Below are 14077 nucleotides of genomic sequence, written 5' to 3' on the forward strand. Positions count from 1 at the left end.
CTATTTCAGTTTAGTTGATTGCGGGATATTTGACAGGTATCCGTGACGTTAAAACCGCATAAGTTAAACGGAAAAACTTTTTGACTCCAACTTTTTACAACTGATAAAAAAATTCCACACACATCTGCGGAATGTGGGTTTGAATCTGCCCAAAATCCGGGAATAATTGCTAAAATTGTAAATAAAAGTAACAAAAGTAAATTTTAATTGGCTTATGGAAATTAGCGAAATCCAAGCAGCGCTGCAAAGTTCGGATTCTCAAGAGAGGCTGCGGGGGGTAACGGCTCTGAGAAAGTGCGATTCTGCGGTGGCGCTACCGATGTTGCTGAGCAAAGTGGAGGATCAGGAGTTTATCGTGCGATCGTGTGTGGCGATGGGATTACGCCAGATTCAAACTTCGGAAGCTTTTGCGGCGCTGTTAAAAATGATGCAGTTCGATCGCGATCCGAACGTGCGAGCAGAAGCCGCTAACTCTTTGTCAAGGTTCGGAACCGAGGCAATTTCTCATTTAGTGGAAGCTTTTCGCCGCGATGATAATTGGCTCGTCCGCCGCAGCATTATGGCTCCTCTGTATGAAATGCAGTGTCCTGATGCAGTATTTGAAATTTGTGCGATCGGTCTTGGCGACGAAGATTTACCTGTTCAGGAAGCAGCAATTGACGGATTTGGTGTGCTGGCAAATACCCAGAAGCAAGAAGAGGCATTGCAGCAATTATTACCTCTAGTAAGTTCGGATTACTGGGGAATTCGGCTGCGAGTTGCTCGCGCCCTGAGCAAATTTGACAATCCTCAAGCTCGCGCTGCTGTGAGCTATTTGGCAAAAGATCGAGATCATCGGGTTGCAGGTGGGACTTTGGAAGCTTCGCTGTAAAACAAGGGCTTACAACCTCAAGCAGACCTTAAACTCTTAAACCCCCCCTAGATTAGCCCGATCGCCCTCCCAATATTACGGATTGTTACTTTGTTTCTAATAAACGAGACAGGGGCGATCGGTATGCTTGACGCTCGCTCTTAGTTTTGCCATCTGAGTTAATTCGCCATGTACCAGCCTTTTTGGGAATACCTAGAGCAATAGCTGTTTCAAAGGTTTGATTTGCAAAGTCGGGCTATTCCTTCGGCGTTGGAAGTTAATGTCAGCCGTGGCAAAACCCCCGCTACTATCGGCAGTTGGTGTTACGACTGTCGGCAATTACGGAAAATCCGCTACACTTACATCGATGCGGGTGAATCTGCTCAACTTTTTAATGGCGTGATTTATCCGACTCACAATTACGATTTGCCGCTGTTGGGAATTCACCTCTTGTCTTTGGGCAAGAAGAAAATTTTGGTGCTTCTCGACTTTCAGCCGCTATTTAGAGATGAGGCTTATATAGCAAAATACTTTCTGGCGGCTTATTTGGATTTGGTCGATCGCGCCGAACCGGTGAAATCGGGCGCAAAGTTAGATAGTATCTAACAAGCTCAACTGTTATATCTGCGGTATCGTGCCGAAAAAAAAACCGTGCCAGGGAATCTTCACGGGGTTCTACGGCGAGGAATCGACCGAATGGTATATTCACGAATTTTTGTTCAATTGGGAACAGAAGCTGGCACAATTGGTAAGTAACAAGAATTAATTTTAATAGAAACTTCAGCCACTACACTTATTAGTGTAGGTTGGCATGAGGAAAATGCCAATGGTCAAAAAAAATCGCAATGTAGTTAGTTCCAATTCAGAAAGTAAAGTCAAAGTCGGACTTTCGCTGACTTCTTCTAGTGCCGATCGATTAAACGTGATCGCTCGCAAGCTCGGAATATCAAGGTCAGAACTCCTAGAACGCTTGGCACAAGGCGCTCTGGATATTTCTAAGGACAAGACGGAAGTTACTGTCACTTGGAAAAAAGGTGAAGAAACGGAGGTAGATGCCCCCGACTTGCAAGGGGAAACACCCGAAGAAAGCGAAATTAATGAGGCTGTAACGGCAGAAACTCTATCGGACTCGGTGAGTGTAAAGCCAAATCCGCTGCAAGAAAGTTACGAAACTTTACAGCAGCAGTTGACTGAACGCGAAAGTTTGATCGCTTCTTTGCAGCAGCAATTAGCTACCGAAAAGCAAAATCTCGAAAGCCAATTGCAAGAAACAGTAGCCAAGTCAAGTTACGAAAGTTTACAGCAGCAGTTGAGTGAACGTGAAAGTTCGCTCACTTCTTTGCAGCAGCAATTAGCTACCGAAAAGCAAAATCTCGAAAGCCAATTGCAAGAAACAGTAGCCAAGTCGAGTTACGAAAGTTTACAGCAGCAGTTGAGTGAACGCGAAAGTTCGCTCGCTTCTTTGCAGCAGCAATTCGCTACTGAAAAGCAAAATCTCGAAAGCCAGTTGCAGGAAACAGTAGCCAAGTCAAGTTACGAAAGTTTACAGCAGCAGTTGAGTGAGCGCGAAAGTTCGCTCGCTTCTTTGCAGCAGCAATTGGCCGAAAGAGAACACCGGGAACACGAGTTTCAGCAACAGCTAGGCGAAAAATCCAGTGTTCTGGAATCTCTGCAGCAACAGCTAGGCGAAAAAGAACACCGGGAACACGAGTTTCAGCAACAGCTAGGCGAAAAATCCAGTGCTCTGGAATCTTTGCAGCAACAGCTAGGCGAAAAATCCAGTGCTCTGGAATCTTTGCAGCAACAGCTAGGCGAAAGAGAACACCGGGAACACGAGTTTCAGCAACAGCTAGGCGAAAAATCCAGTGCTTTGGAATCTTTGCAGCAGCAACTAGCCGAAAAATCCAGTGCTCTGGAATCTTTGCAGCAGCAATTCGCCACCGAAAAGCAAAATCTCGAAAGCCAATTCCAGGAAACCGTGTCGAAGTCGAGTTACGAATCTTTGAAGCACGAGTTAGCAGAAAAGTCAAGTGCGATCGGCGACTTCCAAGTTAAACTGACCAAGTTGCAATATCTGGAAAATGAATTGAGCCAGAGTGCGGCGATACAGCGAAATTACGAGGCTTTGCAGCAACAGTCTCAAGAACAGCTAAGAACCATCAAAGCTTTACGGGAACAGCTAGCTCAAATGCAGGCTGTGGCGGGGATTGGCGAAGCTTATCTCAACAAGTGGCGGCGTCCCTGATTCTGCCATCGGCTACGGCAAAAACTCCGGTTGCTTTGGGCGATCCGGCTGCACCTTACCCCTGAAATGTCCTGTCAACTCGGACTCCTTCCTCTTGTAGCGATAGATTTAAAACTGTCGCCACAAGAGCTTTTTATTGCCAAATATGAGCATACTATTAAGAAATATTACAATAAATAAATTATGAGAGGCGATCGCACCCCTTTTGGCAAATCCAATCCAGCAGACACTAAGGGCCGCGTCACGGTAATTGGAGGCGGAATCGGCGGGCTGACAGCAGCAGCTCTGCTAGCCCGCAGAGGATACAAAGTGCTAGTCTTAGACCAGGCGATCGTCCCCGGAGGATGCGCTTCCACCTTCAAACGCAAAGGCTTTACCTTCGATGTCGGCGCCACGCAGGTTGCAGGATTGGAACCCGGAGGCATTCACCACCGAATTTTCTCAGAATTAGACATAGAACTTCCCGCCGCCACACCCTGCGATCCAGCTTGTGCGGTGTTTTTGCCGGGAGAAACCGCACCGATTAGCGTATGGCGAGATCCGCAAAAGTGGCAGGAAGAAAGGCAGCGGCAGTTTCCTGGAAGCGAAGCTTTTTGGCAATTATTGTCTGCATTGTTCAAAGCTAGCTGGAACTTTCAAGGGCGCGATCCAGTTTTACCGCCCAGAAACTTATGGGATTTCTGGCAATTAATTCAAGCTGTTCGCCCCGATACTCTAATTACTTTGCCTTTCACTTTTATGACAGTGGGAGATGCTTTGCGGCTTTGTGGGTTGGGCGACAATTTGCGCTTGAAAACTTTTCTGGATTTGCAGTTAAAATTGTATTCTCAAGTCGATACCGAAGAAACGGCGCTACTTTACGCGGCGACGGCTTTAGGAGTTTCGCAAGAGCCACAGGGATTGTATCATCTACAAGGAAGTATGCAGGTATTGAGCGATCGACTGGTAGAGGCGATCGAACGAGACGGCGGCAAAGTTTTGTTGCGGCACACAGTTGAAAGTATTGTCACCGCCAACGGCAAAGCCACCGGTACAGTGATTCGCAATCAAAAAACAGGCGAAGTTTGGACAGAAACTGCCGATCGCATTGTTGCCAACGTGACCGCGCAAAATTTAGTAAAATTGTTGTCAAGGGAGCCGATTGGCGGAAATGCAACAGATAATTTATCCGTTAAATCAGAGAGTTCAGAGACAACACACAAACTCCCAAATCAAATGGCAGGCTACAAATATCGAGTTGATAAATTGCCGCCCGCATCCGGGGCATTTGTCATCTATTTGGGAGTGCATGAAAGCGCAATTCCGGCCAATTGTCCGCCGCACCTTCAGTTTCTCTACGATTACGACGGCGAGATTGGGGAGAATAATTCATTATTTGTTTCTGTTAGCCATCCGGGTGATGGCCGAGCACCGAAGGGCATGGCGACAATTATCGCTTCCTCATTTACTGATACTCGAATGTGGTGGAATTCTGTTGATTATGAAGGATTAAAGCAAAAATATACCGCAGGGGCGATCGCGCGTTTGAGCGAACATTTCAATTTGACGCCAGAGTTGATCGTACATCAAGAAGCCGCCACACCCCGCACCTTTGCCCACTACACAGCGAGAGATAGAGGCGTTGTAGGTGGAATCGGGCAGCGAATACCAACCTTCGGGCCATTCGGATTTGCCAACCGCACACCAATTAAAAATTTGTGGTTAGTAGGCGACTCCACCCATCCCGGAGAAGGCACTGCCGGTGTTTCCTATTCTGCTTTAACAGTAGTGCGACAAATGGAGACCGCCTCTAAAATCTAAGAGGACACGGCAATGCCGTTTCCCTACCCCAAAAATAATTAATCGCGCGAGAGATGTAACTATCGCGCGATTAATTTTAGGGAATAGTTAACAGTCAACCATCATTCCGGTGTCACCGGAATTGATATCAACTACATTCTCTGACTACTTGATAGAAATTTTTGCGCCCACAGCTTCAAGCTGTTTCTTCATTTCTTCAGCAGCTTCCTTAGCAATAGCTTCCTTAACTGCTTTCGGTGCGGCTTCTACCAAATCTTTTGCTTCCTTCAGGCCCAGACCGGTAATTGCGCGGACTTCCTTCAGAATGGCGATTTTCTTGTCAGCAGGAACTTCTTCCAGCATGACAGTAAATTCGGTTTGCTCTTCTACGGGTTCAGCAGCGGCTCCACCACCTGTACCGGGCATCATCATCATGCCGCCGACAGGAGCCGCAGCGCTGACGCCGAAAGCTTCTTCAATTTGCTTGACCAATTCAGAAGCTTCGAGCAAAGTCAGAGACTTAAGTTTTTCCAAGATTTCATCAGTTGCAGTAGACATTCGTTAAACTCCTAGTTCGATTGTAGGTTTGGGATTTGGAATTTGAGATTTGCTCATTCATCATTAGTTTTTCGTCTCCAGTCTTCTATCTATTGCTAAATACTAATGACTGAGGACTAATGACTAATTACTAATGACTTACACAGATGCGCTTTCTGCTTGTGCTTCTGGTTGCGCTTCTGCTTGTGCTTCTGGTTGTGCTTCTGCTGCTACTTCTGCTGAATCGCCGTCTTTTTCAGCATAAGCTTTAAGACCGCGAGCGATCGAAGTAGGAACTTGATTGATACCCACAGCCAACTTGGTTGCGACACCGTTGATAGCGCCAGCAATTTGAGCCATGAGTTGTTCTTTCGACGGCAGATCAGCTAATGCTTTAACATCAGCTTCTTTCAGTACCCGTCCTTCCATCACGCCGCCGCGAAGTTCAGTCTTCTTAGAGACTTTTTGGAATTCTTGGTAAGCTTTAATCGCGCCGCCAATATCTTCTTGCACGAACAGAAATGCCGACGTACCGGTCAGCAATTCCTGTATCGGCTGCCAGGTTTCGTTGCCTTCAACCGCAATTCGCATCAGCGTGTTTTTTGCCACTTGGCAACTGCTGCCTTTCGGACGCAAACGCCGACGCAAATCTGTAATTTCAGCAACAGTTAAGCCCGTGTAGTCGATCACGATCGCCAGTTGAGATTCGCTCAAGGTTTGCTTGAGGTCTGCAATAATCTCATTTTTTACTGCTAAAGTTTTGCCCATACTTATTTCACCTCCTTTTAGGATCGAAAACTGCCCACCAAAAACCCCGACCTTAGAGCCGGGGCAGAGAATTAAAAATTAACAAGTCAGAATTAAAAATAGAAAATTTCTAATCTTTGAGTCTTGAGTTTTTATTTCTTCAGCCTCGGCAGGAAATTAAGCGGTCGGCACCTGCGGTCTTCAGCTTATTGATTTTTGATTAGGCTATCATCAGAAGGCAGAGATTAGCAAGGGTCTGGCGTAAGTCTTGTGAGAGATTTACACAGACAGCCGAAGCTGTCTTTTACCTTCTGCCTTCTGCTTAATTCTGTACTAGGCAGCATCAAGTTTGGTATCGCGCAGAGCACTGATATCGACTTCGATCGACGGGCCCATTGTTGCGGATACGTACAAACTGCGCCAGTAGCGACCTTTAGCACCAGAAGGACGGTTGCGGTCAACAGTTTCTTGCAAAGCATGAAGGTTGACGAGCAAATCTTCCGCTGAGAAAGCTGCCTTGCCAAACATAACATGAACGATGCCAGTTCGATCGGCACGGAATTCTAGTTTACCACCTTTAAACTCGTTGATCGCCTGAGCAATGTCAGTCGTCACCGTGCCACCTTTCGGAGAAGGCATCAAACCGCGCGGGCCCAACAACCGACCCAATTTTGCCACCAACGGCATCACGTCTGGGGTAGCAATCAGGCAATCGAAGTCCATCATGCCCTTTTGAATTTCATCGATCAACTCTTCCGAACCAGCAATATCCGCGCCGGCATTCAAAGCTTCTTTAACTTTTTCGCCCTTAGCAATCACCGCAATTCTGACTACTTGACCAGTTCCTTTTGGTAGCGATACAGTTGTCCGCAACTGTTGGTCAGTATATTTCGGGTCAATTCCCAAACGGATGTGAGCTTCAGCAGCTTCGCCAAACTTAGCGGTTGCTGTTTCTTTCAAAAGTTGCAGAGCTTCCAGCGGTAGATAAGGTCTGTCTTCAACTTTCTTTTGAAGTTCTTGCAGTCTTCGCGATACTTTCTTTGCCATTGCTATCTCCTGGGGTCAGTTGATTTTAGAGTTTAGATTTTAGAATTGAGCCGTTTTGGCCATTTCAAATCTAAAACATTTGCGATTCTTAGCGAAGCTTTGCTTCTCCCCCTGAATCGACTTAGGACTTACGATTTGAGCTTGAAGATTTTAGCTTCAAAATCATGAATTACTGACAACTGCCAACTGGCAACTGACTTTAATCCGCGATCGCCACGCCCATATTTTTAGCCGTTCCTGCCACAATTTTCATAGCAGCCTCAACATCATTAGCATTGAGGTCAGGCATTTTGGTTTCAGCGATTTCTCGTAACTGAGCCTGTGTAATCGTCCCTACTTGCTTGCGGTTAGGTTCTCCCGAACCTTTAGCAATGCCAGCCGCTTTTTGAATCAAAACCGACGCCGGCGGGGTTTTGAGAATAAACGTAAAACTGCGGTCTTCAAAAACCGAAATTTCTACCGGAACCACCAGACCTGCTTGGTCTGCGGTTCTAGCATTGTACTCCTTGCAAAACATCATAATATTGACGCCGTGCTGACCCAGAGCTGGGCCGATCGGAGGAGCTGGGTTGGCTTTTCCCGCCGTAATCGCCAACTTAATTACTGCAACAACTTTCTTTGCCATTAGTTAGTTCTGTTTCTGAACCTGATTGAACTCCAATTCTACAGGCGTATCGCGCCCAAAAATCGAGAGTAAAACTTTGAGCTTGTTTCGTTCCGGGCTAACTTCAATCACATCACCTTCAAAATCCTTAAACGGCCCGGAAAGTACCACAACGTGGTCTCCAGTAGACATCGATACTTTGACAACTGGTTCTGATTCCTGAGCGTTTCTGAAGATCCGTTCTACTTCCGAATGACTCAGAGGTAGCGGTTTGACGTGACCCCTGCCGCGCCCGTAGCGGCGTTTCTGCTCTGCCCCGACAAAATTAATTACATTCGGGGTATTCTTGATCACCTGCCACGTATCCTCGTCCATAAACATACGGATGAGTACGTAGCCTGGAAAGATTTTTTCATCTGACTGCCGCCTGGAACCGTCTTTGCCGACTTTGATTGCCGGAGTTTGCGGAATTTCTACTTGAACGATGCGATCGGCAACATCCAAAGTTTGAATCCGCTGATCCAAGTTTGCCTTCACCCGCTTCTCGCAGCCAGAGGCAACTTGAACAGCATACCAGCGAGCATCAATCTCCGGCACATCTGGCGATGCTGCCTGTCCAGTCGCTTCTGTGGAATACTCAGATTCTTCTGATGCAAAAGTCATGGCCCAAACACCTTTCCCGCGCCCCAGTTAAAGAAGTTATCCACCAAATAGATCAGACTTGCTGAGAGGATTACCATCAAAAGCACGGCCAAAGACTCGCTGATTAGCTGCTGCCTGCTGGGCCAAACCACTTTGTCGAGTTCTTCTCTAGTTTCCTTAAAAAAACCCGCAGGGTTAAACCCAGGCGCCGTTATTTCTTGAGTTTCTTGAGCTTCGTCTTTTTTCGCCACGATTCAATCCCCCTTGCGATTTTAGATTTTAGATTTTAGCTGGTGTGAGTGGCTCGCGGCTCTCAGATTTTGTGACACTAACCACTTACGCCCAAGTCCCAAATCTCAAATCTAAAGCCACGACTTTTTACAAGCCCAACCAATCAACGGCGTAAATGCCGATCGCCGAAACCGATGATCGAGAAGCCACACCGAGCATTTGTTAATGGCATTTTTTGCGAACCGCCCACAAAAATTAATTCTACCCGAAAGTTTGCGGTTTTGACTGTTGCCAGCCAATAGTCCGGGCGCTTTCGGGCAGAATTTAATGTTTGGTGATTCAGCGCGCCCTGGAGGACTTGAACCCCCGACATCAGGTTTTGGAGACCTGCGTTCTACCAACTGAACTAAGAGCGCACAGGTGAGGTTGCTGAAATTCGCTTAACCTCTAGATTTCTATTTTAACACAGTGCGCTCGTAAATGGGAAACTTTTTTTTGAAATTTTTTAATTTCCCATGAACCATGAACCAAATGGAAGCTGGGTGCATTCCTACAGGGAGCGATCGAACCGCTGTTTGACGCGAGTAGCTTTGCCCACCCGATCGCGCAGGTAGTAAAGTTTTGCTCTGCGGACTTTCCCGCGGCGCATCACTTGGATCGTAGCGATGCGGGGCGAGTGAATCAAAAACACCCGTTCCACGCCGACGCCCTGAAACACGCGGCGGACGGTGATTGTTTCATTAATCCCGCCGTTACGCATGGCAATCACAGTCCCTTCGTAGGGCTGAACCCGTTCTTTGTTACCCTCTCTAATTTTCACGCCGACTCGCACTGTGTCGCCGACGTAAATTTCGGGAACTTGTTTATTGAGTTCTTGCTTGACTCTATCTATTTCTGCCGTCTCGATAGAACGGATTATTTCTGCGCCTTTCATCGGATTTACCAAAACTCACAATCCCTTATCATATATCGAAATGCCCGTTTTATGTCAAAAAAATTCTATGTTAGATACCTCTGGGGTCGTATTTCTGCAACTAGGGGCAATGGCCGCACTCGCCTTGTACGTCGCCGCCAACTTGGGAGCCAACGATGTCGCTAACTCGATGGGAACATCCGTAGGCTCGAAGGCGCTAACGCTGCGACAGGCAATAATTGTTGCAGGCATACTGGAGTTTTCCGGCGCAGTGCTCTTCGGGCAAGGAGTTTCCGAAACTCTCGCAACAGGAGTTGTGAATGCACAAGCGTTCGCTGCCAAACCGCAAGTATTTTTGATCGGGATGGTGTCAGTGCTGATAGCTTGCGGGATATGGCTGCAAATCGCTACCAGTCGAGGTTTGCCGGTTTCTTCATCCCATGCAGTGGTGGGCGCGATCGCGGGTTTTAGCTGTGTTGCAGCGGGAATTAATGCGGTTGATTGGCGAACCATCGGCACAATCTCCCTAACTTGGGTGGCGACTCCTGTTGCTAGCGGTGCTTTAGCCGCACTATTTTACAGTGTCGTGAAGTATTCGATTCTCGATCGGCCAGATCCTCTATCTCAAATGCGCGAGTGGATACCTTGGCTGAGTGCAGCAATGCTGAGCGTATTTGGGATAATTGTACTGCCGTCAGTTGTGAATGTCGCTTTGGTGCAGACAGGGGCGATCGCCGCCGCGCACGATCGATTTGGCTGGAATCTTCCAATTCACGATATTGTCATTGGCATTGGGAGTATTGGGGCGATCGCCTTGACACTCAATAGCTGGAAAAAATTAGAATCAGTTGAAAACCCAGAAGGCAGAGGGGAAAAGGCAGAAGGAATAAGTACAAACTCATCCCCCACTCCGACACACCGTCACTCTCTCATCGAGCAACAAATGGCGAGATTTCAAGTCTTGAGCGCTTGTTTTGTAGCATTTTCCCACGGTTCCAACGACGTAGGAAATGCAGTTGCTCCCCTAGCTGCGATCGCCTACATCCGGCGCACAGGTTCCTTTCCCTCAGAGGATTTCAGCGTTCCCCTGTGGATTTTAGTCCTCGGAGGCGCAGGAATAGTCATCGGTTTAACCCTCTGGGGCAAAAATGTAATTGCCACAGTCGGCGAAAAGATCATCGAACTCCAACCAAGCGGCGGATTTTGCGCGGAATTAGCCACAGCCACCACAGTCTTGCTAGCATCCCGCTTCGGTTTGCCAGTTTCCACATCCCACGCTTTAGTGGGTGCAGTCGTCGGAGTCGGGCTGATCAAAGCTTGGAAATCAGTACGCTTGCAAACTTTGCTGTCAATTGGTTCGGCTTGGCTGGTGACAATTCCGATCGCAGCAGGTTTGGCTGCTATCATCTTCAGCATCGCCCAATCCCTTGGGCAATTTTAGATTTTAGATTTTAGATTGAGGCATTTCAGAACAGTCATCAGTCAACAGTCAACAGTCAACAGTTAACTAATCCGGCGTTGCTGAATACAGGTATGAATGGAAGATTTCGGAATTGCTATAAGCCAAGTAGGGTGAGTTTTGTAACATCAAGCGAAAAGTTGCTTCATACCGTGAATCAGCAACGCCCAAATTTAATTCTGGTAAGCCAAGTTAATGATCTTCAAGTCCCCCTTTTGTTGGCGTAGCCTGTCCAAAGGACATAGGGGGATTTAGGGGGATCCCACCACCACTTATCTGAACGCAAACTGCTGTTAACTTCTGACCCAGAGAGACTTGGGCATCAAGCAATGTAGATGTTTTGCTCCCGGCTCTATTTTGCCAATCCGTGCATCCATGGCTAAACTGGCAAGGGAATAGGCATCAAGGGGTACAAGTCCTTTTAGGGTCTGCATTCTCTCAATTAGACTCATGGCCGCCATGTTCATAGCCTGCATTGCATCACCATCGATGGCATGGGTGACAAAACTATCTGAGGTATCAGTGGTAGGGTTAGGGGCAAGGACTGGAGTTGGTTGTTTCGGTAACATGCAATAGACCCCTTTTAGTTGATTGACCACCTCTGCTACTCGACAATCACCGTAGTTTGCCATGTATTGACGAGCTTCAGTACTGTTTAAGCCTTTAGATTCAGCAAGAAATTTTAGGGTTTCTTCTTCCAGAATATTGATTGCAATATTGAGGTCTCGATCATAACCCATCGTTATCCAATGAGTATCTGACTCAATCCGTGGCCAAGTCAGGCGTTTACCCTTAATTACTTCTACAGTCAGGTTCAGTTCATTAAAGGCAGACTCGATCGCTGTTAAATTAATCTCACCATTACCTTGCACCGCATGGGAATCCCCAGACCACAATAAAGCTCCATCCACAAACACTGGTAAGTAAATCGTTGTGCCTTCTACTAGTTCTCTACAGTCGAGGTTTCCGCCAAAAGGTCCAGGGGGTACGGTGCTATATTGTCCACTTTCAGCCCTCGCCACCCCAAGAATACCGGGGAACGGACGCACAGGTAATTCAATCCCCGGCAAAAATTCTGTAACCCCACGCTTGAGGTCAAGGAAGAAATGTTTTACTTGGGGTTCAGGGAATCTAGTTGGGAATTGCCCTAGGGCAAGATTACCCGGCAGGTTCCAGTTGGAGCCATAGGTACGAGGCACAATCCGATTAATTTTGACTTTGAGAGTATCTCCGGGTGCTGCGCCCTCTACAAAGATCGGTCCTGTAATCGTATGGGGTCCACGACCGGGATTATTTACCCGCAGTCTAGTAATTTCTTCGATCGATACCCCCGGCAAAATTTGATTCATGGAAGCCATCATGGTTTCCATGACAACGGTGTCCCCTGATTTAATCCGAGCGCGGGGTGTCTCTGCATTATTAAACCAACCCCATTGGACTGTCTCATCATTGGCTGGCAGTAAATACACACCACCCTGATACTGTCCCACATATCCTTCCTGTAAAGCTGCCATTTCCGGTCGATTGGTTGGAGTTTGAGCAGTCAATTTATTTGGTAACAAGGTCGCAGCCGCAGCTACAGTCCCACCAAGAAGAAAACCACGTCGATTCGGCATAGCTTGCTTTTTTATGATAAATGTCTGTAATCCTCTGATCCATCTAGATCAAAGCAAATATATTATTCAGGCTTATTCTTTTAAAATTTGTTATCTAAAATACAAATAGCTTACAAAAGGAATAAACACTCACCATAAATCCATATCTTAAAGATGACAGATTTTGAGCATATTTACATCTAATGTCTGAAAAAATAAGGATATTTCTGAGTCCGGTGATTTTTCGCCACTCAATTTCTGGATATTGAGACCGTACTTCTAGAGGGATATTTTTAACGGGACTTAAACAAATTTCAAGCCCAAATAAAGCCCAAACTAGCTTTGTAAGCAGAGAATACCTCCCAATTTTCATTCAGCCACTTGACAAACCTAAAAGATATTGCTGTCCGAAATGCTTCAAGCGCTTCCGTAAAGGTGTTTAAAGGTTTATTTGCCCATCTACGTCTTAATCCGCAGGTTTTGGTATGCCAGAGGATAAAACTGTAGGCACAAAATACCAAAATTAAATGCCTCATTAGACTGCGTTTATCTCTCACTTGATATTCTTTTAACCCTAACCATCCCTTGGCTTCTCGATAGAAAACTTCTACCCAATTTCTTTGGGAGTATGTCTTTACTACCCACTCTTCTGTTGCTGTTGATAACTCCACATTAGTCATCAAATAATCAATTTCACTGGCTTGTTCGACAGTCGCCGCATTCATGACGATGGCTACTACTTTCTTGCCTGTATACTTTGATAACTCGATTTCCATTGTCGCTACCCATAAAGTTCTGGGTTTTTCTCCTGGGAGTTGAATAAGCGTGAAAGTTTCGGAGGGTAAGGCTCTTGCTAAATCATCTACTCGAATTTCGGCGTTGCTGAATACAAGTATGAATTAAAGTTTTCGGAATGGCTATAAGCCAAGTAGAGTGAGTTTTGTAACATCAAGCGAAAAGTTTATTCATACCGTGAATCAGCAACCCCACTAATCCTTCTGATTGCCTCGGTTGGGATAAACTCGTGAAGGCAAAAGCTTCCAAGCCGCAGCATCTGCACCCCAGTTGCGAAAAATCTTCACTGAAGCGAAAATTTTAGCGAAACGCCAATTATAGCAACGTTTCCAGTCAGGAGGCCACTGGGCGGTTTCGTCAGCGGCTTGCAAATCTCTGACTTCAGCTTCGAGTGCTGCGGCGTGGCGCTGCATGATGATTTCTAGTTGCAAAAAGTGTTCTTCGGGCGATCGCAATTTTTTGACATCCTAACTACAAGGGTGATAAGCTGTTCTGCACTTAAATTGTATGTTAAAGAACAATCAAACTCTTGTGGGGAGTAGGGTTGGGCGTCCCGCCCGCCCTGAATATACAATTTAAATGCGCGACAGCTTAGACATCTCCAGAAAAGCCAGCTTTGAACAGGCAAGATGC

General features: G+C 46.6%; 16 protein-coding genes, 1 tRNA gene, 1 pseudogene and 1 other annotated feature. Of the genes and pseudogenes, 5 read left to right on the forward strand and 13 right to left on the reverse strand.

The window, feature by feature from the left end; translation table 11 throughout:
* The first annotated feature begins 214 nt into the window (after positions 1-214).
* The 4 genes from QUA25_RS09015 (at position 215) to crtD (ending at position 4895) form a co-directional block, all read left to right on the forward strand.
* On the forward strand, positions 215-871 hold the full coding sequence (locus QUA25_RS09015; RefSeq protein WP_333037129.1) for a HEAT repeat domain-containing protein: 657 nt from the start codon (positions 215-217) through the stop codon (positions 869-871).
* A gap of 222 nt (positions 872-1093) precedes the next feature.
* Complete coding sequence (locus tag QUA25_RS09020; protein WP_333037130.1) at positions 1094-1456, forward strand: hypothetical protein; 363 nt, start codon at positions 1094-1096, stop codon at positions 1454-1456.
* Between the two features lie 220 nt (positions 1457-1676).
* A complete protein-coding gene (locus tag QUA25_RS09025) occupies positions 1677-3095 on the forward strand; it encodes a ribbon-helix-helix protein, CopG family (protein ID WP_333037131.1) in 1419 nt (472 codons plus the stop codon).
* Positions 3096-3278: 183 nt separating this feature from the next.
* Positions 3279-4895 (forward strand): C-3',4' desaturase CrtD, encoded by a 1617-nt coding sequence (gene crtD / locus QUA25_RS09030; protein ID WP_333037132.1) that lies wholly within the window; start codon positions 3279-3281, stop codon positions 4893-4895.
* Positions 4896-5039: 144 nt separating this feature from the next.
* Here the strand turns inward: crtD and rplL are convergent, their stop codons facing one another.
* The 9 genes from rplL to rplS form a co-directional block, all read right to left on the reverse strand.
* Positions 5040-5432, reverse strand: a complete 393-nt coding sequence (gene rplL / locus QUA25_RS09035) for a 50S ribosomal protein L7/L12 (protein WP_333037133.1) — start codon at positions 5430-5432, stop codon at positions 5040-5042.
* Between the two features lie 138 nt (positions 5433-5570).
* Entirely contained in the window at positions 5571-6179 is a 609-nt protein-coding gene (gene rplJ, locus QUA25_RS09040) for a 50S ribosomal protein L10 (protein WP_333037134.1), read from the reverse strand.
* Positions 6180-6208: 29 nt separating this feature from the next.
* Positions 6209-6381: a sequence feature (ribosomal protein L10 leader region), on the reverse strand.
* 110 nt (positions 6382-6491) lie between these two features.
* Complete coding sequence (gene rplA, locus QUA25_RS09045; protein WP_190663916.1) at positions 6492-7205, reverse strand: 50S ribosomal protein L1; 714 nt, start codon at positions 7203-7205, stop codon at positions 6492-6494.
* 199 nt (positions 7206-7404) lie between these two features.
* Positions 7405-7830, reverse strand: coding sequence for a 50S ribosomal protein L11 (rplK, locus tag QUA25_RS09050; RefSeq protein ID WP_006635588.1), 426 nt, complete (start codon positions 7828-7830; stop codon positions 7405-7407).
* 3 nt (positions 7831-7833) lie between these two features.
* A complete protein-coding gene (nusG, locus tag QUA25_RS09055) occupies positions 7834-8472 on the reverse strand; it encodes a transcription termination/antitermination protein NusG (RefSeq protein WP_242721257.1) in 639 nt (212 codons plus the stop codon).
* On the reverse strand, positions 8469-8702 hold the full coding sequence (gene secE, locus QUA25_RS09060; RefSeq protein ID WP_172186534.1) for a preprotein translocase subunit SecE: 234 nt from the start codon (positions 8700-8702) through the stop codon (positions 8469-8471). Before secE ends, nusG begins: the two co-directional genes overlap by 4 nt.
* 143 nt (positions 8703-8845) lie before the next feature.
* Positions 8846-9055 carry a hypothetical protein gene (locus QUA25_RS09065; RefSeq protein WP_333037135.1) on the reverse strand — a complete coding sequence of 70 codons (210 nt, stop codon included), beginning with the start codon at positions 9053-9055 and terminating at the stop codon, positions 8846-8848.
* Positions 9026-9098 (reverse strand) — tRNA-Trp (locus QUA25_RS09070). The genes QUA25_RS09065 and QUA25_RS09070 overlap by 30 nt, the downstream gene beginning before the upstream one ends.
* Before the next feature lie 134 nt (positions 9099-9232).
* The gene (gene rplS, locus QUA25_RS09075) at positions 9233-9616 is read right to left on the reverse strand and encodes a 50S ribosomal protein L19 (RefSeq protein WP_333037136.1); all 384 of its coding nucleotides are present in this window, start codon (positions 9614-9616) and stop codon (positions 9233-9235) included.
* 40 nt (positions 9617-9656) lie between these two features.
* On the opposite strand from rplS, the gene QUA25_RS09080 reads away from it, so the two are divergent.
* Positions 9657-11036, forward strand: coding sequence for an inorganic phosphate transporter (locus tag QUA25_RS09080; protein WP_445242205.1), 1380 nt, complete (start codon positions 9657-9659; stop codon positions 11034-11036).
* Between the two features lie 311 nt (positions 11037-11347).
* Here the strand turns inward: QUA25_RS09080 and QUA25_RS09085 are convergent, their stop codons facing one another.
* The 4 genes and pseudogenes from QUA25_RS09085 to QUA25_RS09095 all read right to left on the reverse strand — a co-directional run bounded on the left by QUA25_RS09085 (position 11348) and on the right by QUA25_RS09095 (position 13899).
* Positions 11348-12670: an acetamidase/formamidase family protein gene (locus QUA25_RS09085; RefSeq protein ID WP_333037138.1), complete on the reverse strand. Its 1323-nt coding sequence runs from the start codon at positions 12668-12670 to the stop codon at positions 11348-11350.
* 94 nt (positions 12671-12764) lie between these two features.
* Positions 12765-13022 (reverse strand): HepT-like ribonuclease domain-containing protein, encoded by a 258-nt coding sequence (locus QUA25_RS29450; protein WP_445242206.1) that lies wholly within the window; start codon positions 13020-13022, stop codon positions 12765-12767.
* Positions 12964-13521 (reverse strand): annotated as a pseudogene (locus QUA25_RS09090) (transposase); the annotation flags it as partial. The pseudogene QUA25_RS09090 and the gene QUA25_RS29450, both read right to left, overlap by 59 nt.
* 117 nt (positions 13522-13638) lie before the next feature.
* Positions 13639-13899, reverse strand: a complete 261-nt coding sequence (locus tag QUA25_RS09095; RefSeq protein ID WP_333037139.1) for a hypothetical protein — start codon at positions 13897-13899, stop codon at positions 13639-13641.
* Positions 13900-14077 lie beyond the last annotated feature (178 nt).

The organism is Microcoleus sp. Pol17C6 (assembly GCF_036701145.1).
GTDB lineage: Bacteria > Cyanobacteriota > Cyanobacteriia > Cyanobacteriales > Microcoleaceae > Microcoleus.

Excerpts from the sequence above, each read along its gene's own strand:
- rplL (WP_333037133.1), bottom strand. The coding sequence starts at position 5,432 with ATGTCTACTGCAACTGATGAAATCTTGGAAAAACTTAAGTCTCTGACT.
- rplK (WP_006635588.1), bottom strand. The coding sequence starts at position 7,830 with ATGGCAAAGAAAGTTGTTGCAGTAATTAAGTTGGCGATTACGGCGGGA.
- crtD (WP_333037132.1), top strand. The coding sequence starts at position 3,279 with ATGAGAGGCGATCGCACCCCTTTTGGCAAATCCAATCCAGCAGACACT.
- rplA (WP_190663916.1), bottom strand. The coding sequence starts at position 7,205 with ATGGCAAAGAAAGTATCGCGAAGACTGCAAGAACTTCAAAAGAAAGTT.
- QUA25_RS09080 (WP_445242205.1), top strand. The coding sequence starts at position 9,657 with ATGCCCGTTTTATGTCAAAAAAATTCTATGTTAGATACCTCTGGGGTC.
- nusG (WP_242721257.1), bottom strand. The coding sequence starts at position 8,472 with ATGACTTTTGCATCAGAAGAATCTGAGTATTCCACAGAAGCGACTGGA.
- QUA25_RS09085 (WP_333037138.1), bottom strand. The coding sequence starts at position 12,670 with ATGCCGAATCGACGTGGTTTTCTTCTTGGTGGGACTGTAGCTGCGGCT.
- QUA25_RS09065 (WP_333037135.1), bottom strand. The coding sequence starts at position 9,055 with ATGTCGGGGGTTCAAGTCCTCCAGGGCGCGCTGAATCACCAAACATTA.
- rplS (WP_333037136.1), bottom strand. The coding sequence starts at position 9,616 with ATGAAAGGCGCAGAAATAATCCGTTCTATCGAGACGGCAGAAATAGAT.
- QUA25_RS29450 (WP_445242206.1), bottom strand. The coding sequence starts at position 13,022 with ATGAAAATTGGGAGGTATTCTCTGCTTACAAAGCTAGTTTGGGCTTTA.
- QUA25_RS09025 (WP_333037131.1), top strand. The coding sequence starts at position 1,677 with ATGGTCAAAAAAAATCGCAATGTAGTTAGTTCCAATTCAGAAAGTAAA.
- QUA25_RS09015 (WP_333037129.1), top strand. The coding sequence starts at position 215 with ATGGAAATTAGCGAAATCCAAGCAGCGCTGCAAAGTTCGGATTCTCAA.
- rplJ (WP_333037134.1), bottom strand. The coding sequence starts at position 6,179 with ATGGGCAAAACTTTAGCAGTAAAAAATGAGATTATTGCAGACCTCAAG.